Source organism: Bifidobacterium sp. 2450, from assembly GCF_041900695.1.
GTDB classification, from domain to species: Bacteria; Actinomycetota; Actinomycetes; order Actinomycetales; family Bifidobacteriaceae; genus Bifidobacterium; species Bifidobacterium longum.
Genome location: NZ_JBHEEA010000001.1, coordinates 69849 through 90245 on the forward strand (window position 1 = coordinate 69849; position 20397 = coordinate 90245).

A 20397-nucleotide genomic window follows, 5' to 3' on the forward strand; every position below is an offset into this window, starting at 1 on the left:
AAAGCCCGGTATCTTCCTCGCGAAGATGCCGGGCTTTTTGCTGTGCTTCCGGGCGGGAGCGATATTGCTTGTTATCGCACGCAGGCGGCGGGGGAGAGGCGCGCGCCTCGGGCCCAGTCGGCGGCACGCATGGCCTTCTTGCCCTGCGCCTTGACTTGGGTGAGTTCCAGCGGCGTGCTGCCGGTACCAACCCACACGTTCTTCTTGCCCACCTTCAGCTCGCCGGGCTGAAGCTCGGCCGGAGTGTTGGGATTGGACTGGTCGGCCGGTTGCGCGGCGAGGATATGCAGGGTGAGGGGTTTGGCGGCCGGCTCGTCATTATCGGCGATTGGCCCTTCCGCAAACAGTTCGGTCCATGCCCCAGGATGTGGCGTGCAGGCGCGAACCTGACGGTCGATGGCCTCGGCCTCGTCCGTCCAGCTGATACGAGCATCTTCCACCGTGATTTTGTGCGCGTATTCCAGGCCTTCGGCCGGTTGCGCGGTGAATGTGGCAGTGCCCTCACCCACGGCGGCCAAGGCATCCACATACATGGGCGCGCCTTCCTCGGACAGACGGTCGAGGAGTTCGCCGGAGGTCTCACGGCCGGTCAGCTCGATGGTCAGGGAAGCGACGATCGGGCCATCGTCCAAACCCTCGCCGACCTTGAACACGTCGGCGCCGGTGGTCGGGTCGCCCGTCCAAATCGCACGCTGGGCGGGAGCGGCGCCACGCCACTTTGGCAGGTTGGAGAAATGCAGGTTGTACCAGCCCATGGGCACTGCGTCGAGTACGTTCTTAGGCAGGATGTTGCCATAGGCGATGACCGCGGCGATATCCGCGTGCAGGTCGTTCAGCGCTTCCATGAATTCGGGGGAGCGGGGTTTGAGATCGATGACGGGCAACCCGAGCTCCAGAGCCGTCGCCTTGACCGGGCTGGGCGTGAGCTTGCGGCCGCGACCGGTAGGCGCATCGGGGCGGGTAATGACGCCGACCACATCAAAACGTGGGTCGGCGGCAAAGGCCTTGAGCGAGGGCACCGCTACATCGGGGGTGCCGGCGAACACGAGTTTGAGCATGGTCCTCCCTGAAACGTCGATGCTCACTGCACGGCCGGAATGTTCACGCCATTGGCGATGAGCAGTTCACGCAGCTTGACCGGATCCTGGAAACGCACGCCACGGATACCGGCCGCATTCGAACCGACGATGTTCATGGCTTTATCGTCGATGAACAACGCGCCATCGGCCTTGATACCGAACTGATTGAGCGCGGCCTCGTAGATTTCCTTGTGCGGCTTGCGCAGCTTGACGAAACCGGAGACGAGCTTGCCATCAAGCTGCTGCAGAATATCGCACTGTTCCTCGGCCACGTGGAAAAGGCTGGATTCCCAGTTGCTCAGGCCCCACACGCCAATACCGGCGGCCTTCAGATCATTGACCAGCACGCGCGCGCCCGGCACGATGCCGGTCAGAGAGTCGCGGAAGTTCTTGATGTAGTAGTCGAGGATGTCCGCCCACTTATCGCCCTTGTCACGGCGCATGATGGCGATGGCCTCGTCAGTGCTGGTGCCGCCGTCCATCAGGTCGTTGACATCGTAGAAGCCGGAGATGTCGTTGTCGAGGAATTCGTCGATGGTCTTCTGGCTGTAGCGGGGGATGAGCACGGCCGCCGGATCCCAGTAAATCAGCACGTTGCCGAAATCGAAGATCACGTCGGTGATCGGCTTGCAGGCGTTCGCGGCGGCCTCGCCGTCCGCGACCAGCACGTCGTAATCCATATCCGGCTCTCCGGGCCAACCCTTCATGGTGTCCTCCTTATAGCGATGTTCGTTCTGTAATCATCGTTTCACGTGTTGGAGACGATTAGATCAGATCTTTGGGATCTACTCGGAAGCGAAGCTCGCCGGGCTCGCGGGACGCCACATGACGAGCGGTTTCCCGGTGCAGTCGGGCCGCCAGTTCGGCCCGCCGACTCTGTGGCACACGGATTACTGCCTTCACCCGGTCGGCCGTGGCTTCGAGCTCCCTGGCATCAACCGTGTCCGGTTGCGCAATCGGCACCGGGCCCAACATGCCGGGCAGCTCGCCGCAGACCGTCCAATCGCCGCCCAGGGCGCCGATACGCTGCATCAGCGTCATCACCGCATCACGGCGGCCCCACACGCAGGCGGCGGCTACGGCCGGCGGCATACCGGTCTCCACACGCTCCTCGAGATCCTTGGCTGCAAGAATCCTCGAATCCCAGAGCATCAGCGATTGGGCGATGGCCGGGTCGGTTTCGCCGAGAATCAACGCCTGGCCGCCACGGGAACGTGGCGCGCACAATGACACCGCACGCATCCACGCGGTCAATGTATCCAAGCGAGCATCCACGCCTAACGCATACAAGCTGGTCCAAGCGTCGAGCACGGCCACGGCACGATACTCATGACCAGCCGATCCCTGCTCGGCACTGACCGGACGCACGCGCGGTTCGAAACCGGGAGTGGCGATGACAATCATCGGCTGGCAAGCTACATCGCGCACCAGACCCTGCGTCTTGCTGGACAAAACTACTGGCACGCCACGGAACAATCCGGCCAGCTCCGCCGCAGTGCCGGCAGCCCCCACACGCACCACGCGCATACGTTCATGTCCACAGCCCGGGCACTTCCAGTTGATGGCGGCAGCCCCACACCAGCGGCATCGCGGTGTGGAGTCCCGGCGGTCGGCCGGCAGTTGCAACGGTCCGGAACACTTGGCACAACGCACCTGACGATGGCATTTCGCACAGCTCAAGGTCTCACTGACATTGTCTTGCGGAATGGATAGCAGCACGGGGCCACTTTCCAAAGCCTTAGATAGCACGCGGACGGCCGTATGCGGCACGCGCGCCCCGATGGACGGGTCAGCGAGACGCGCAAGCTCATCGCGATTGAGCCAACGCACCCAAGGCGTCGCATCCTTCAGCGGCGAGGCGAGCGGATGAATCGCGGTGGAATAGCCGCTCACCGGAGTTTCCACCGTACCCGGACCGGTGTTTTCCCACTGACTTTGCGGAGTGCGCGCATTGGCCATGGCCACAAACACGCCGCCATGGGACTTGGCGCGCAACCGCATCACGCCGCGAGCCTGTGGATACGGCATCATACCGTCCATGTTCTGATAGGCGGCATCCTCCAGAATGGCGAACAGTGCCGGGCCTTCAACCGGCGCATACATCACCGCGCGGGTGCCGATCACCACCTTCACCTGGCCCAACGCCACAGCCAGATACGTGCGGTACCGGTCGGACGCAGGCATGGTCTCCGCATTGAGCACGGCGACATCGCCCATCCATCCGCCGGTTGGAGCCGGGGCAAATGGTTTGAGTCCATAATTGCGTAGCATAGGCATCAGGTCTTCGACCTCGCGCATGGTGGGCAATTCAACTACGGCAGCCTTACCGGCACTCAACGCAGTGGCCACCATCCATGCCATGTTTCGTTGCCACTCCTGTGCACCGGGCAACGGATCAAACACAAAAGATTGGAAACGTTGACCGGTAAGCGCGTTATGAAGCACATTGACATCGGCGTAATTGGCGGTCAGGCGACGATACCCCTGCGCAGCTCCCTCCGAAACGGTGCTAGCAACGGCAAAGGTAGAGCCAGCAGGTTTGGTCCCATCGGGATTGGTGCCACGCCCGGCAAAACCGCCTTGCGTATTATCCAGCAATGAGCCGCCGACCGGCCGACGGAACGACGCGGCCAACCGCTGCTCGGTTTCCACCTTGGCCACGCGCGGTGGCACGGCGAAACGCAGAATATTGGCCCGTGTGCCGCCATAGGCTTTGACAACCAGACCGATATCCTCGCGCATCGAAGCGGGAACCAGTACATCGGGGCTTAGCACTCGCTCGATATAGCGAATCGAAGAGCGCGGCGTATCACTGGTATCGGTGCGTGCCCAAATCACACCGCTGACCCTCTGACCGCCAAACCGCACGCGCACCAGCACACCCGGTTGTGCGGCCTCGCTGTCTTTTTCATCAATGAAGTAATCGAATGTCTGACCGAGGTGGAGCGCCTGCACATCCAGCACGACTTGCGCTATGGGATGCTGCTCGGCCGGCGTATGCTCCGCAGGCGCACGTTTACGCCGCATGCGGGGAGCCAGCCCCGCAAGCGTCAACTGTTCTGCGCCTGAAGTAGTCATGGCTCAACTATAAGTGCCGGAGCCGAGGTCGGTAAAATTTTACCGGCGCAGGTAATCGAGTACGTGGGTTAGGTCGCGGTCGTTGATGGCTTTGTCGGCGGCGAGCTGGGTCTTTGGCTTGGCACAGAACGCGAGACCCAGACCGGCGGCCTGAATCATCGGAATATCGTTGGCGCCATCGCCCACAGCCACGGTCTGGCTCATCGGAATACCCAAACGGTCCGCCCATGTCTGCAAGGCGTGCAACTTCACAGTCTTGCTCACGATTTCGCCGAGCACCTTGCCGGTCAAGCACCCATCGGCAACCTCAAGCCGGTTGGCGATCCAATAGTCGATATGGCCTTCGGCCGCCAGCATATCGACCACTTCATGGAAGCCGCCGGACACCACGCCGATCTTCCAACCGTGTTCATGCAGCGTGTCGATAAGCTCCAGCGCACCCTTGGTGAAATGCAGCTTGTCATGCACCGTGTCGAACACGGAGATCGGCAGGCCCTCCAACAGGGCCACTCGTGCGCGCAGCGCATCGCAGAACTCCAGTTCACCGCGCATGGCGCGTGCGGTCACTCCGGCAATCTCCTCACCGCAGCCAGCCACCACGCCCAACTCGTCGATAACCTCTTCGTCAATGAGCGTGGAGTCCACATCCATAACCAGCAGGCCGGGCTTGCTCAGCGTCGGCACAGAAACCGCAGAACCAGTCGGGCTCCCAACTTCGCTCTCGGCGGACTTGTCAATAAAATGCACATCTTCTTGCGTCATGCTTCTGATTCTTGGAAAACCTTGGGACAATGCCCTCTATGAGTTTTTCCATGGCAGCCGCCACTATTCTTGCGACCGACCCTACGCCCATCTGCACCACCACCGAACCCGGCCTGATCGGCACCATCACCGACTGGCTGATCATGCTGATGGAAACCATCGGCGGTATCGGCGTGGCCTTGGCCATCGCCCTTGAATCCATCTTCCCGCCCATCCCGTCCGAAGTCATCCTTCCGCTCGCCGGCTTCACCGCCGCACGCGGCACCTTGAGTTTGCCGGGCGCAATCATCTGGGCCACCATCGGCTCCGTACTGGGTGCCTGGACCTTGTACGGCATCTCCCGCTGGGTGGGCCTGCATCGCATCAATCTCGCGGCAGACAAAATCCCCGGCGTCAGCCGCAAAGAAGTGAGCAAAGCCAACGACTGGTTCACCCAATACGGCACATGGTCGGTGCTCATCGGCCGCGTGATTCCCGTGGTACGCTCGCTGATTTCGATTCCCGCCGGATTCAACCGCATGAACTTCCTGCACTTCACCGGCTGGACCCTGCTCGGCTCGGCCGTGTGGAACACCATCCTCGTTTCCGCCGGTTACCTACTCGGCGACCAGTGGTGCTCGATTCAAGGCGCGCTCGGCGTGTTCGAGGACGTGGTCATTGCGGCCGTGATTGTGGTCATCGTATGGTTCGTGGTGCGAAAAGTGCGTACTGTGATACGTAACAGGAAATCCGCCGACGGCAACGAATAGGGTCTGCCGACTGCCTAAGTTGCCGACAATCCCGGATAGAAGGGAAGCGAAGAACCCGCATGAGCGACACCGAAGATCTCGCCGCGCTGAACGATCGCCTGATGGCCAAGAACCATGCGCTCGCCGAAGCGCTGAACCGCGCCGGCAAGGAACTGACCAAGGCGAAATCCCAGCTCGCCCAATTTGCGCAGCCGCCGCTCACCTTCGCCACCATGGTCAAGGTTGATTCCACCCGCACCGATGAAGACGGCATTCAGCACGCGTCGGCCGAAGTCATTTCCGGCACCCGCCGCATGGTGGTGCCTGTGGCCTCCAACGTCAACGCCGCCCGCCTGACCGCCGGGGCCACCGTGATGCTCAACGAGAAGCTCGTGCTGGTCGAGCAGCGCGACGCCGACACCGTGGGCCAGATTCGCAGTGTCAAGCAGGTACTTGACGACGGTCGACTGATCGTTACCGACGCCTCCGGCAATCCCGTGCTCATCCGCCGTTCCGGCGCGCTCGCGTATGCGGGCATCAATCAGGGCGACCGCATTATCGTCGATCCGTCCGTCCGCCTCGCCATCGAAGCGCTGCCCGCCGAGGGCGACAAGGATCTGGTGCTGGAGGAGACCCCGGACGTCACGTTCGCCGACATCGGCGGCTTGGATAGTGAGATTGGTCGTATCAGGGACGCCGTCCAACTGCCGTTCCAGCATCGTGCGCTGTTTGAGCGCTACGATTTGAAGCCGCCGAAGGGCGTGCTGCTGTACGGCCCGCCCGGCAACGGCAAGACGATGATTGCCAAGGCTGTGGCGAACGCCCTGTGCGAGGGTGGTTACGATACGAACGGCGACGGCTCGATCAGTCCGGCCGAAACCCGCGTTAAAGGCGTGTTCCTGTCCGTCAAGGGCCCGGAACTGCTCAACAAATACGTCGGCGAATCCGAACGGCTGATTCGCCTGATCTTCCAGCGCGCCCGCGAACGCGCCGCGGACGGCAATCCGGTGGTCGTTTTCATCGACGAAATGGATTCGCTGCTGCGCACCCGCGGCTCCGGCGTCTCCTCCGACGTGGAGACCACGATCGTGCCCCAGTTCCTCTCCGAACTCGACGGCGTGGAATCACTCGACAATGTGATGGTGATCGGCGCATCCAACCGCGTGGACATGATCGATCCGGCTGTGCTGCGACCGGGGCGTCTCGACGTGAAGATTCGCGTTGTCCGGCCCAAAGCCAATCAGGCCATCGCCATCGTGGACCATTACTTGACCGACGACCTGCCTCTGGAAGATGGCGTCGACGCGCACGCCTTGTCCGCCGTGCTGGTGCATGACATCTACGGAACCTCCGAACGCCGCCATCTATGCGACGTGCAGGAGGAGAACGGCCAGTGGCATGCGCTATTCCTGGCCGATGTGGTCTCCGGCGCGATGCTCAAGAACATCGTGGACCGGGCCAAGACCCGAGCGGTCAAGGAATCCATCGAAACCGGCTCGGACGTGGCACTCACCGTGCCGCTGCTCGCCGCCGCCGTGGAAGACGAATACCGCGAGACCCGCGATTCCATGGCCGACGTGGACCCCGAACAATGGTCGCGCATCAACGGCATGGACCCGATCCGCCGCATCCGCACCGCCGAATAGCTCAAGCTCAAGGAGCACTACATGACCGTCAAACGAGTGATGGGCACCGAAACCGAATACGCGGTATCCCTGAACACCCCGGACCGCTACAATCCGGTGCAACTGTCCTTCGACGTGGTGAACGGCGCCGCGGACAGCCACAGCAAATCCATCCGCTGGGACTACCGGCAGGAGGACCCGGTCAACGACGCGCGCGGCACCCGACTCGAACGTGCCGCCGCCCGCCCGGACATGCTCACCGACTCCCCGCAACTCAACATCACCAACGTGATCGCCCCCAACGGTGGCCGCGTTTACGTGGACCACGCCCATCCCGAATACTCGGCACCGGAAACCACCGACCCGTTCGAAGCGGTCCGCTATGACCGTGCCGGAGACCTCATCATGCAGGCCGCCACCGAACGCGCCCGCACACAAACCGGCACCCCCATCGCCCTGCATCGCAACAATGTGGACGGCAAGGGCTCCTGCTGGGGCACGCACGAGAACTATATGATGGCCCGCTCAGTGCCATTTGACCTAGTCACGCGCCTGATGACCCTCCACTTCGTCACCCGCCAGATCTACGCCGGCTCCGGCCGCGTAGGAATCGGCGAGAACAGCGAGATCCCGGGCTACCAGCTCAGTCAGCGCGCCGACTACATCCACGCCAAAGTCGGCCTGCAAACCACCTTCGAACGCCCGATCATCAACACGCGCGACGAATCCCACTCCACCGACGCATACCGCCGCCTGCACGTCATCGTCGGCGACGCCAACCGCATGGAGGTACCGCAGGCCCTGAAACTCGGCACCACAAGCATGCTGCTGTGGCTGCTCGAACATGCGGACGAAGCCGGATTCGATCTGAACGTCTTCCTCGACGAACTCGAACTGGCTGACCCGGTCGAAGCCATGCACACCGTCTCCCACGACCTGACGCTGGGCGCAAGCCTGCCGCTGGCCAACGGCGGCGAAACCAACGCATGGCTCATCCAGCTCAAACTACGTCAAGCCGTCTACCAGGTCGCCGCACTGGTCGAAGGCACCGACACCGCCGGCGAGCCCGCCTGGCCGGACAAATCCACCACATCCATCATGGCGATGTGGCAGCAGGCGCTCATCGACTGCGCCTCCATCCGTCACACCGCCGACGATGACGAACGTCTGGCCATGACCGGCGAGGCCAGCCGCATCGAATGGCTGCTCAAATGGCAGCTGCTCGAAAAACTGCGCCGCAAAATCACCGCGGCAGCTGCGCCCAGCGTGGCCAATGGCTGGAACGACCCGCGACTGAAGGTCATCGACCTGAAATGGGCGGCGCTCGACCCCGCGGACAGCATCTTCACCAAACTCGAACCCCGTACCGAACGGGTGGTGAGCGCCGCCGACATCGCACGCGCCGCCACCGAACCGCCGGAAGACACCCGCGCTTGGCTCAGGGCGAAACTCGTGGCACGATTCGGTAGCGAGGTGGCCGCCGCCAGCTGGTCCCGACTCACTGTTCGCGACCCGCACGCCGCAGACGAGGGCGAATCTGTCGAATTCTACGGCAATGCCGGCCATATGGCCGCTACCGACCATCACCTGTTCTCCCTCGATATCTCCGATCCGCTCGCCTTCACCAAGGCGCGCTGCAAAACCGAACTCAATTCGGCCGAACACGCCATCGATCTGCTGAAGTCGCTGGCCATCAACGCCGAACGCTAGACTTGGTAGCTATGGAAGAAACACGCGAAGAGACCCCACAGGACCTGCGCAACCTTGCGCTCAAAGTCGCCGGCCTTCTCGAAGAAGCCGGTCAGCATGCCCTCCACGGCCAGCTCAATCCGCGTAACCTCGCCCAGCCGAGCACCGAGAACGCGGATCGTGGTCCCCGCTATAAGCTCGAAGTCGACAGCAAGATTTTGCGCTTTATGAGCGTCAGAATCGCCGACATCGCCCACTTCGACGGCTTCTGGACCACCCGACCCGCCGAAAGCCGCCCCGGCCAGCGTTACTGGTACATCGGCAAAATCGACGGTGTGATCAACTACGTACGCCATATGAGCGAATGGACAGTGACCGCCGCCCTGTTCGAATTCGGCCCGGATAATGAGCCCAAGCCGATCATCGGCATCGTGCACGCCCCGGCCCTCGGCCTGACCTACCTGGCCGCCAGGGGAGCGGGCGCCGTGCGCATCCACAAAACCACGGTCGGCGAAAAGCGCGACAAAGTCGTGCCGTCGATGGCCTCCTCGCTGGATGGTTCCGTGCTGGGCTACGGCATGTCCTTCTTGCCCGGCGAATCGAAGCGTGCGCTCGACGTGGCATCCTCGCTCGCCGGACGCCCGGCCGACATCAAGCGTGTGGGCCCTGCCTCGCTCGACCTGTGCAAAGTGGCCGACGGCACCTATGACGCCTACTTCGAGCCGATGCTGCACGTGTGGGATATCTCCGCCATCGCCGCCGGCACCGTGGTGGTCTGGGAGGTGCAGGGTACGCTGAGCCGTTGGGACGGCGAACGCATCCACTGGCGTCACGATAACGATGTAGTGGCCTCCAACGGACTCATCATTCGCGAACTACAGCATTACCTGCAGTAGTATCCGTGGCCCGACTCCATCAACCAGCGATATTTTTTTGACTCCTCCGGCTCCCCTCGGGTGAGGGGAGCCGTCGGCCGAAGGCTGACTGAGGGGAGTTTGACAACCCAAAAAGAAGACAACATGCCACAACAATTCGAACAACCTCAAGCACAGCAGGCCGCGACCCAGGAAGACGACGCCCTCGCCACCACGCAGGCCGCCGCCCAAACCGAGTCGGCCGACCAGGCCGACGTACTGGACGACATCCTCGACGACATCGAATCCACCTTGGAAACCAACGCCGAGGAATACGTCAACAGCTTCGTGCAAAAAGGCGGCGAGTGATGCCCCAACTGCGTGACAGCGGCACCCGTTCCCTGCACGCCACGGAACCCGTACCATCCGCCGAGATGGACGGGTTCTGCCGTATTTTCGGCGTCGAAACCGAATACGGCGCGGCGGTCACCGGTGCCGAACGCCACGTGGACGCCGGCCAGGTGGCGATGACCATGTTCCAGCCCATCGTCTCCCGTTCCCGCTCCACCAACACGTATCTGGCCAACGGCTCACGTCTGTACCTGGACGTCGGATCCCACCCCGAATACGCCACCGCCGAGGCGCGTGACCCGCGCGAGGCCCTGGCTCAGGATCTCGCCGGCGAACACGTGATGCGCAATCTGGCGCTGAAAGCCCAGCGCAAACTGCGTGAGACCCATGGCGCACACGCCACGATCCATGTGTTCAAAAACAACGTCGACTCCGCCGGCCACGCCTTCGGCTGCCACGAAAACTACCTGGTCCGCCGTTTTGTGCCGTTGGAGACCATCGAACACCAGCTGCTGCCGTTCCTTATCACCCGCCAGCTGTACACCGGTGCCGGCCGCATGACACCGGATGGCTTCCAGATCACCCAGCGCGCGGACTTCCTGGACGAGGCCGTCTCCTCGGCCACCACCCGCTCCCGCCCGATGGTCAACACGCGCGACGAACCGCACGCCGACCCCGACTCCTTCCGCCGGCTGCATGTGATCATCGGCGACTCGAACCGTTCGCAATGGTCCACATGGATGAAGCTCGCCGTCACGCACCTTGTGCTGTGCGTGATCGAAGATGCCTTCCGCAATGAGACGCCTTCCGGTTTCGAGGATTACGCGTTTGCCGACCCTGCAGCAGCCAATCGCGCCGTCAGCCGGTTCCTGGACAATCCGCATGCCGAACTGACGCTCGAATCAGGCGAATCCGTAACCGCACTGGGTCTGCAGCGCCGGTATTATGCGGCGGTCAAGGCCTTCATCGAAACCCATGGCGATGCGCTGGCCAGTTCGCTGCCGGCCACCACGATCGACACGATTATGGGGGAGTGGAGCCGCGTCCTGGACGCGCTGGAGCGTGGTGCATACGATGCGCTCGCCGACCGCGTGGACTGGGCCGCCAAGAAGCGCCTGTTCGACGCACTCAGGAACCGTCGACCGGATGTCACCTTCGCCCAGTTGGAACAGCTTGAGCTCGATTATCACGACATTGCCAATGGCCGCCTGTATGGTTCACTGACCTCCCGCAACCAGCTGCGCGAACTCTTGACGAGCAATGACGTGGCAATCGCCGTGCACAATCCGCCTGCCGACACTCGTGCAGCCCTGCGTGGCCAATTCGTCAGGGCAGCGCTTGCCGCCGGAGCCCAGTTCTCTGCCGACTGGACCCATCTGACCGTGACGGCTCCCGAGCGCCGCGAAGCCGTGCTCCTCGACCCCTTCGAGTCCGAGTCGACCGAAGAATTCACACACCTGATGAGTGCCTTGCAGTAGACACTGACTGTGTGTGCTGTGATATGCCACGATTGTCCACTAAGCTAAAAGCAAGTTCGGCATGAACGGTGAAGGAGTGTGAAACGCATGTTCACGGTGGCGGTGGTCGAAGATGACGAGACAGCGGTGGCGAAGCTGCGTGCTTGTCTGGACCAATACGCCGCGACTCATGCCGGAGTGCAGTTCGATGTCACCGTATTCAATGAGCCGACAAGCTTTCTTGATCCATACAAAACGGTGTGGGATATCGTATTCATGGACATCGAGATGCCGAATATGGATGGCATGGAGGCGGCGCACCGGTTGCGGGCAGCCGATTCGGAGGTCATCCTCATCTTCGTGACCAATATGGCCCAGTTCGCGGCCAAAGGATATGAGGTCGACGCACTCGACTACATCGTTAAACCGTTTGCGTATCCTGACTTTGAACGCAAACTTGGCCGTGCGGTCAAACTCCGCGAGCGGGAATCTGAGGCGATCGTCATCGCACAGCGCGGCGTCACTCATCGCGTATTGCTGCGTGATATCAGCTATATCGAAGTGCGCGGTCACAGCTTGGAATATCACACGGAACACGGCGTCATCGCGGTGACTGGCACGCTCAAAGAGCTGGAACGACAATTGCGCGGGAGAGGATTCCTGCGCTGCGGCAACCCTTACATGGTGAATCAACGGCACATTGCTTCAGTGCAAGGTGCGGAAGTGATACTTGCCGACGATACTCGATTGCCTATCGGCCGGGCATTCCGCAAGCAATTCCTGATTGATTTGGCCGGCGATTTAGGACATGGCCATGCTCTCTGATGTCATGCTCATCGCAGTGATGCCCTTTCTCAACGGGTTCATGGTCGAATTATTGACTTGCACTGCGTTATTCGTGTGGAAATTGCCTCGCCGACCTCATTTTGGGGTTCGCTGTGGTGTGAGTGTGGCAGTGGTGATTCTGATTGGGGAAGTTACCTATATCCTACAATGGCCGAATATCCAAAGTGCATTGGGTAACTATTATTGGTGGGTCTGGTGCATCATTCTCCGATTTTTCCTGCTGTATGTGTTGTGTTATTGGGCCATTCGCCAATGCTATGTAATCGGAAGGCGACAGGGTGTCTTCTACACGGTCGCGGCGATTGCGGCCCAGCACTGCGTATACTGCGGCACGAAAATCATCACCATGAAGTTGCCCGGTGATTATTCCGATATCGATACGTGGCCGGGGGCATTGTGCTTCTTCATCTTGACGGTGATGTTCATGGCAGCGGCATACTGGTTGTTCGCCAAACCGTTGGAAGGACAAATGCCGGAACGCCTGGATAATTCCATTCTGCTGCCATTTCTCGGACTGTTGCTATGCGTCAACGTATTTTCCTGTCTGCTTGAAACCGCAGGCAGCACTACCGGGATGACGGTGACTGCGTATTTGCTGATAATGCTGACCAGATTTGTGACATGCATATTCGTGCTCGCATTATTGCGTGAAATTGTCGGGCGCTCGCATGCCGAACGCGATGGTATCGTGCTGCAAAGCCTATTGAGGCAGCAGCAATCACAGCTTGCCGCTGACAAAGCAACCATCGACCTGATCAATGTGAAAACGCATGATCTGAAGAAACAATTAACGCTGTTGGATGGTCGTATTTCCCGGCAGGAAATTGATGATCTCAATGGGCTGGTCGGTATTTATGATTCTTCTGTTCATACCGGCAATGAAGCTTTGGATGTCGTACTGGCCAATAAATCATTGCTTTGCGAGCAGCAAGGCATCCGTTTTGACCGCATGATTGACGGTGTATTACTGAGTGGAATGAAACCTGCTGACATCTACTCGCTGTTCGGCAATGCCGTTGATAATGCCATGGAGGCTGTTGGCAAAATCGAAGATGGCCGTGAGAAATATATCTCTATGGTAGTGCGTCACAGCAAAGGCATGCTGCTGATTCATGTGGAAAACCCTTACCAAGGCGGCATCACCTTTGAAGATGGGCTGCCGCAAACCACCAAAGCCGACAACCGATACCACGGTTTCGGCATACGTTCCATGCGAATGATTGCAGAACAATATGACGGCGTATTGACCGCAAATGCCGATGATGGCGTGTTCTCTTTGGATGTGTTGCTACCTTTGCCCGCATAACGCAGCACGTCTTACGGCTGGCTGGTGTCAGCGGCCATAACGCGAATCATGCAGTTCATCGCATGAAAAATACCGTTTACGCATTACGCGTTGGATGGTTCCTCGTTCTCTCCAACAATGAACGTATGCCGACATGCTGAAGAGGGTGTGGCATCCGTCAAGGAAGAAGGAACCATGAATACACAAAGGAGCAATACCGGCCCACTGGTCGCACGTATTGTAAAAACCGTAGTATCCGTCGTATTGGCCGCAGTGATTATTGTGGCCATGGTGCTTATCAACCCGCAGTTGAGCGCCAATAAGCTCATCTCCAGTCTGATGGGATACAACCATCAGAGCGTCAACAATAATGGCATTACTGCAGATGGCGTCGACGCGAACTATTACACCGCCGACTACACGAAAGACAATATCCGCGCGGCTGAAGATGACCTTTATAATCGCATCGCGTCCGAAGGCACTGTATTGCTGAAGAACGACGACAATACGCTGCCGATGAGCAAAGGAACCGAATTCAGTTTCTTCAGTGCCAATAGCGTGGATAGCACCTCACTGGGCATGAGCTATTTCGGCTCCTCGGATACGGTGACGTTGAAAAGCGCATTCACCAAGGCGGGATTCAAAGTCAACGAGACCCTATGGAATTACTACGAATCCGGTGCAGGCAAAGATTACGGTCTGGCCTCCGGATCGGTAAGCTACGGCGATGCCGAAGACTTTCGTATTAATGAAGCGCCGCTGAGCGCGCTTGAGGCCGAATCCGGTCTGCTTGACTCCGTCAAGGGCACCGTACCGGTGTATGTACTCAATCGTGTTGTTGGTGAAGGCCGAGATATGCCGCGCTCCATGTACAACCATGCAGACAAGCAGGAAGACAAGGAGAAAAGCTATATCGAGCTTGACTCCACCGAAACCGAGATCATCAAGTATCTGAATGACAACTTTGATGACGTGGTGTTGCTGGTCAAGTCCAGCGCGGCGATGGAACTGGACTGGTTGAGCCAGTACCCCAACATCAAGGCTGTCGTCTATTCACAGAACGTGACCAATGCTTTGGGCGAGGTGTTTTCCGGTGCGGTCAACCCTTCGGGCCGTACTGTCGACACATTCGCGGCGGATGCGCTCGCATCTCCTGCCGCCCAGAACTTCGGTAGCTACCGGTACTACGATGAGAACGGCAATCCGACGAAATACTATTACGTCGACTACGCCGAAGGCATCTATGTGGGCTACAAGTATTACGAAACCCGATACGAGGACAAGGTGCTCGGACAGGGCAACGCCGGCGATTACGACTATGCATCTGAAGTCGTGTACCCATTTGGCTATGGTCTGAGTTACACCGATTTCCAGTGGAGTGATTTTGCGGTACAGGAGTCAGACGATAGCTTCACTGCCACTGTTACCGTGACCAATACCGGTGCTGTGTCCGGCAAGGACGTTGTGGAACTGTATTCGCAGGCTCCGTACACTGACTATGACAAGAAGAACGCGGTGGAAAAGGCCTCGGTGAATCTTGTCGGATATGCCAAAACCAGTGAGCTTGAACCCGGTGACAGCGAAACCGTTACCGTAACCTTCACTCAGGATCAGCTCAAGTCCTATGACTACACCACTGCGAAAACCTACATTCTCGATCCTGGCGAGTACCGTTTCACGGCTGCCGCCAATGCCAATGAGGCCGTCAATAACATCCTTGCCGACAAAGGCAAGACCGTGGCGGATGGCATGACCGAGACGGGCAATGCCGCAATGGTGTCCAGCTGGGCGCCGGACAATAAGGACGTGGACACCACCACATTTGCCACCGATGCCGAAACCGGCAAAGCCATCTCCAACTTGTTCGACGCGGCATCCGATCCCGATGTCACCTACCTGACTCGTGCCGACTGGACCGGTACTTTCCCGAAGCATTACGGTGAAGCATCCGACGAAATCAGCACGTGGGGCAATGAAATCAATTGCACGGATAAGGATGGCAACAACGCCTCCTGCACGTGGAAGAAAACCGCCGATTCTGCTCTTGTCGACCAGCTGGAAGGCAATGACTCCGGCACGGATGTAAGTCGCGAATCCATCGACGATACCCCGGTTTTCAGTGCGAAGAATGGCCTCAAAGTCTCTGATATGCGAGGCCTTGATTACGACGACGAGCAGTGGGACAAGATTCTTGACCAGCTCACCGAAGACGACTACAACCAGCTCATCTACTTCTCCGGTTATGGAGTGGACTACATCGGTTCTGTAGACAAGCCGTTCCAGACGGATGCCGATGCGGCTAATGGCTGGTTCTATGGTGGCACCGGTAAGTCGTTCCCCAGCATCATGATGTTGACCCAGACCTGGAATGCCGATTTGGCCGAGGAATTGGGCACCATGATGGGCAACGAGGCGTTGCTCGGTGGGGCAAATGGCTGGTACGCGCCGGCTATGAACATCCACCGTAGCCCGTTCTCCGGCCGTAACGGCGAATACTATTCCGAGGATGGCTTTATGTCTGGCTCCATGGCCTCTTTGGAGGTCAAGGGCGCAGCGAGCAAGGGTGTGTACGCCTACATCAAGCACTTTGCACTCAACGATCAGGAAGATCATCGAGGCGATCGTGAAGGCAACTTCTCCATTGCCACATGGTCAAACGAACAAGCGATCCGCGAGCTGTACCTGAAGCCCTTCGAAGCCTGCATGAAGGCCGGCGACATGGACATGAAGTATGTTCAGAAGAACGCCGATGGCACATATGAGAACGCGACCGTCAAGACGCCGATCTCCAAGGCCGTGATGACCTCGTTCAACCGCATTGGTGCTACATGGACAGGCGGCAGCTATTCCCTGATTCAACAGCTGCTGCGTAACGAATGGGGCTTCAATGGTTTGATCATCACGGATAATGCCAACACCAGCAAATTCATGAGCCCTTACCAGATGCTGGAGGCAGGTGCCGATATCAAACTGCTGAACGTAAGCGAGGATCCAACTGGCGAGCAGCTTGACCTTACTGACCCCGCCACCTACCATTACGCGCGACAGGCCATGCACCATCTTCTGTATACCGTTGCAAACACGAACTGTATGCAAGGCGCACTGCCTGGTGCCGGATTCACATTCTACAACCAGATGAAGGTTATCCAGATTGTGTTCAACGCATGCTGCGGTGTGATACTCGCTCTGCTGGCCTTCTTCTCTGGGTGGCGTTGGTTGCCGTGGACCATTCGCAGGGTAGCTGCACGCAAGGAACGCCATGCTGCAAAACGTTTGGCGAAGAAAGCAGCCAAAGCAGCCAAAGCCTAATAAGCTGGGTCTTTCTTGAGGGGTCATGCGTGAGCATGATGGGAAAGACCTGATACGTTCCCTCTCCTCCTAAGCGGGTGGCCTGATGCCCTTTTTACAGGTCGCCCGCTTTTTAAACATCCGATACCGCAAACACAAAGAACCCCGACCGCAATGGTCGGGGTTCTTGCTATCTCGCTGTTAATCTACGAGACTCTTAACTGCTGGCGGCAGGTCACTCGGTGACGGCCTTCTTCAGCAGGGAGCCGGCGGAGATACGAACGCCGTAGGAAGCCGGAATGTCAATCTGCTCGCCAGTGCGCGGGTTGCGGCCGGTGCGAGCGGCGCGCTTGACGCGCTCAGCGGAGAACAGGCCGGTGAGCTTCAGGCCTTCGCCGGACTTCATAGCCTCGACGAACACATCCTGGAAGGCGTTAACAGCAGCCTCGGCCTGAGCCTTGGTCAGGTTGGACTTCTGGGCGATCTTCGAGACGAGATCAGACTTGTTGTATGCCATAAAGCATCCTTCTTGGGTCAGGGGGCGAGCACTTTTGCTTCGTCCACGTTTTCATCAATGATACTAGCGCATGTTCCTGCGAAAACCCGCATCTTATAAGGCTTTTCACATCTATTTCGTGTTCTGAAGTCCAAAATGGACAAAAACGGACAAATCAGACGAGATTATGACGGTCGAGCCACTTCATAGCGGCTGCGCCCAGCGGAATTCGTAGCCAATAGAACACCACGCGATGCAGCAACGTGGCAGACAGGGCCACGCCCTGAGGCACGCCGACCGCCACGAATGCGAAGGTCAGCGCGGCTTCCACACCGCCCAAACCACCGGGGGTGGGCACCGCGGAACCCAACGCATAGGCCAGCATGAAGACGAACGTCGTTTCAATCGGATTCGATGAATAGCCGAACGCTTGCAGGGCCGCCCAGAAAGCGAGCCCAGTGGTCGCGTTCTGGAACAGCGCGCCCAAGCAGCTGACTGTGAGCTGTCGGGGCTGGGAAAGCACATCCAGCAGCTGGTTGATATACGTCTTGGCCAGCGGCATAAGACGACGGGTCACCCAGTGGCGCAACGGTGGAATCATCATCGCAATGGACAGCACCACAACCACCATGCCCAGCACAAGGACCAACGTATTCGTCGGTATCGCGCCGGAGAACATATTGCGGCCGGTGAACAGGCCAATCAACACCAGCATGGAGAAGTACACGGCGTAATACACCACGAGCGCGGCGCTCATGATTGCGGTGGCCGGGGTGTTGCGATAGCCGGATTTGCGCAGGAACTGCAGGTTGACGAACGAGGGGCCCACGCCGGCCGGCATGGACACCGTGGCAAAGCCGCCGGCAACCTGACTCATGAACACGCCCGTGTTATCTCGCCTGTTGCGATCCATGAGAGCGCCGAGCGAAATCGACGAGCCGATCCAGCCGCAGGCACCGAACGCGAGCGTCACCACCGCCATCAACGGGTTGGCGTTGGTCAGCGCGGTGATGATTTCCTCGGGCTTCAGCTGGGTGAAGACCACGACCACAGCCACAATGACCAGCAGCATGGTGATCATCGAACGCCAGGAGAAGCGGGCCAGCGTCACCGGCTCGGCGGCTTCGGCGGTCTCCTCATCGATTATGGTGTTGATGTGGTCTCGCAGTTCCTTGAGCAGCTGCTTGTCCCACGTGCCCAATGCGCGTGTGGGGGAGGGGACCGCGACTTTCTGAATGAACGGGGCCAGCGTGGTCAACGTCGTGTCTCCCCAAGCTTCGCGGGCGGCCGCGACTGCCGGTTTCACGCCGATCAGTGCGGCGAACAACGCGAGTAGCTGAACCTTGTCAAGTGCGGTATTGGCCGGGCCGGAAGCGCTGTCGCCATTCAGCCAGCCGGCGATAACCGCAGTGCCATCTTCGAGCCGGGCGAGCGTATCAGGCGTGATGCGTCGGTGCGTATATCCACGGCGATTCGCCACGGACAGATATCGCATATACGCTACGGCGTCCGCCTGGGTAAGCGTGTTCAGGTTGGCGGGCAACTCGATGGTGTGCGCATCCAGCACCAGAATCGCGGACTCGTCCGTATCGGCGATGCCGTAGGGGGCGGGCGCGGGCAGTTTGATATTGTGCAGGCCGAGCAGCATGGCAAAGTGATGCTGAACGGCGTCGCGCACGGAACGATCGCGTCGAATGGACACGCTGGTAAAACGCACCCAATCCCAGAGTTGCTTCAGATAGCCGACGGTATGGGTTTGCGCGTCGATGACGGAAACGATAAAACGACGGTTATTCGCGGTCTCCACATCGTAGATGCGTGAGCCTTCCGTCAAATCGTCATCCAACGTGGCAGACAATGAGCCATGGCTGATTCCGGGCTCCTGATGCCGGATGAGTGAGGTGGTTTCCAATCCGATGCTTGAGAGCACCGCGACGAGATCTTTGCCCCACACGCCTTTATTCTGCGTGCCGACCACGAATCGGATAAGCATGCCCACCGTGCGACCGGCGGCCATCGAAACCAGCATGCCGGTAACCGAATGCCACGAAAGCACCACCATCACCGCGGCGATGGCATACAGGATATTCCAACTCCATTTGACCGTGGAGCGGGTACGGCGTGGCCCGGCGGCGGTCAGGAAGGACGCCATGCCGGCATAGATGTCGGGCAACAGCCCGGAGCCGTATGAGGTGGCGGCTGAGACCAGTGCCATTGGCAGGGTGAAATCGTTCAGACTGCTGATTGCCGTCGATATGACCCACACAATGCCGTATCCGGCAAACATGGCCAGCGCGGACACCGCAGCTTGCAGCCATTCGCGGGCCAAGAGCAACTGAGCGAGCACGATAACTACGATGACCGTGGTGGCCAGCTGCGTCAGTACGGTGGAGGGAAAAGCGGCCAGCCAGTTGATGGCTTGGGCGGCGGTATGCGCGTCGGATTCGACGCCGCGCGTCATGCCGCCCAGATACACGGCGAACACCATGACCACGGCGGCCATCAATAGCGACAGACCGGCTCGGGTCAGGTCGCCGAAGTCGCGCGTGCGGCGCGGAGCGATGTCATCGATGTATGGTCCGGAATCGTTGCTGTCGTCGGTTGCCGGACTGTCCGGTCCGCTGACAGCAAAACTGGCCGACCGGCCGTCACCAGAGGCGATCGGCCGGTCGGTAGTGGAGGAGGTCGCCTTGTCCGGGCGATCTTCCGTAGTGGACTGATCCTGTTCAGTAGTCATGAAATGGTTACCTGACGCCTGTCCTTGTTCGGTTCAGTTTGCGGTTCGGTTTGTGACTCAGCGCAGTAGTGTGGTGGATGCGAGGGATTCGAGGGACTCGAGGGACTCGCATTGCGCCTATC

General features: G+C 59.5%; 15 protein-coding genes. 9 read left to right on the forward strand and 6 right to left on the reverse strand.

Going from position 1 to position 20397, the window contains the following annotated elements:
- Positions 1 to 71: 71 nt before the first annotated feature.
- From fmt to serB, 4 genes are read right to left on the reverse strand one after another with little or no spacing between them, the layout of a single operon-like run.
- Complete coding sequence (fmt, locus tag ACEUKI_RS00255; RefSeq protein ID WP_080786032.1) at positions 72 to 1058, reverse strand: methionyl-tRNA formyltransferase; 987 nt, start codon at positions 1056 to 1058, stop codon at positions 72 to 74.
- 23 nt (positions 1059 to 1081) lie between these two features.
- Complete coding sequence (locus ACEUKI_RS00260; protein WP_080786033.1) at positions 1082 to 1786, reverse strand: HAD family phosphatase; 705 nt, start codon at positions 1784 to 1786, stop codon at positions 1082 to 1084.
- 58 nt (positions 1787 to 1844) lie between these two features.
- Positions 1845 to 4157, reverse strand: a complete 2313-nt coding sequence (locus ACEUKI_RS00265; protein WP_080786034.1) for a primosomal protein N' — start codon at positions 4155 to 4157, stop codon at positions 1845 to 1847.
- 39 nt (positions 4158 to 4196) lie between these two features.
- Positions 4197 to 4919: a phosphoserine phosphatase SerB gene (gene serB, locus ACEUKI_RS00270; protein ID WP_179133620.1), complete on the reverse strand. Its 723-nt coding sequence runs from the start codon at positions 4917 to 4919 to the stop codon at positions 4197 to 4199.
- Positions 4920 to 4969: 50 nt separating this feature from the next.
- Here serB and ACEUKI_RS00275 point away from each other — a divergent pair, with 50 nt between their 5' ends.
- The 9 genes from ACEUKI_RS00275 to ACEUKI_RS00315 all read left to right on the forward strand — a co-directional run bounded on the left by ACEUKI_RS00275 (position 4970) and on the right by ACEUKI_RS00315 (position 17063).
- Positions 4970 to 5668, forward strand: coding sequence for a DedA family protein (locus ACEUKI_RS00275; protein ID WP_041080755.1), 699 nt, complete (start codon positions 4970 to 4972; stop codon positions 5666 to 5668).
- A gap of 59 nt (positions 5669 to 5727) precedes the next feature.
- The gene (arc, locus tag ACEUKI_RS00280) at positions 5728 to 7293 is read left to right on the forward strand and encodes a proteasome ATPase (protein WP_115769910.1); all 1566 of its coding nucleotides are present in this window, start codon (positions 5728 to 5730) and stop codon (positions 7291 to 7293) included.
- 21 nt (positions 7294 to 7314) lie between these two features.
- A complete protein-coding gene (dop, locus tag ACEUKI_RS00285; RefSeq protein WP_080786038.1) occupies positions 7315 to 8982 on the forward strand; it encodes a depupylase/deamidase Dop in 1668 nt (555 codons plus the stop codon).
- Positions 8983 to 8993: 11 nt separating this feature from the next.
- The gene (locus tag ACEUKI_RS00290; protein ID WP_374156331.1) at positions 8994 to 9857 is read left to right on the forward strand and encodes an inositol monophosphatase family protein; all 864 of its coding nucleotides are present in this window, start codon (positions 8994 to 8996) and stop codon (positions 9855 to 9857) included.
- Positions 9858 to 9980: 123 nt separating this feature from the next.
- Positions 9981 to 10184, forward strand: coding sequence for a ubiquitin-like protein Pup (locus ACEUKI_RS00295; RefSeq protein WP_010080938.1), 204 nt, complete (start codon positions 9981 to 9983; stop codon positions 10182 to 10184).
- Positions 10184 to 11644: a Pup--protein ligase gene (gene pafA, locus ACEUKI_RS00300; protein WP_080786040.1), complete on the forward strand. Its 1461-nt coding sequence runs from the start codon at positions 10184 to 10186 to the stop codon at positions 11642 to 11644. The genes ACEUKI_RS00295 and pafA overlap by 1 nt, the downstream gene beginning before the upstream one ends.
- Positions 11645 to 11731: 87 nt before the next feature.
- A complete protein-coding gene (locus ACEUKI_RS00305) occupies positions 11732 to 12448 on the forward strand; it encodes a LytTR family DNA-binding domain-containing protein (protein WP_115769913.1) in 717 nt (238 codons plus the stop codon).
- Entirely contained in the window at positions 12438 to 13775 is a 1338-nt protein-coding gene (locus tag ACEUKI_RS00310; RefSeq protein ID WP_115769915.1) for an ATP-binding protein, read from the forward strand. Before ACEUKI_RS00305 ends, ACEUKI_RS00310 begins: the two co-directional genes overlap by 11 nt.
- Before the next feature lie 174 nt (positions 13776 to 13949).
- The gene (locus ACEUKI_RS00315) at positions 13950 to 17063 is read left to right on the forward strand and encodes a glycoside hydrolase family 3 N-terminal domain-containing protein (protein WP_374156332.1); all 3114 of its coding nucleotides are present in this window, start codon (positions 13950 to 13952) and stop codon (positions 17061 to 17063) included.
- Between the two features lie 214 nt (positions 17064 to 17277).
- Here the strand turns inward: ACEUKI_RS00315 and ACEUKI_RS00320 are convergent, their stop codons facing one another.
- Positions 17278 to 17559, reverse strand: a complete 282-nt coding sequence (locus ACEUKI_RS00320) for an HU family DNA-binding protein (protein ID WP_007053170.1) — start codon at positions 17557 to 17559, stop codon at positions 17278 to 17280.
- Between the two features lie 154 nt (positions 17560 to 17713).
- Positions 17714 to 20275 carry a lysylphosphatidylglycerol synthase transmembrane domain-containing protein gene (locus ACEUKI_RS00325; protein ID WP_115770243.1) on the reverse strand — a complete coding sequence of 854 codons (2562 nt, stop codon included), beginning with the start codon at positions 20273 to 20275 and terminating at the stop codon, positions 17714 to 17716.
- Between the last annotated feature and the right edge of the window lie 122 nt (positions 20276 to 20397).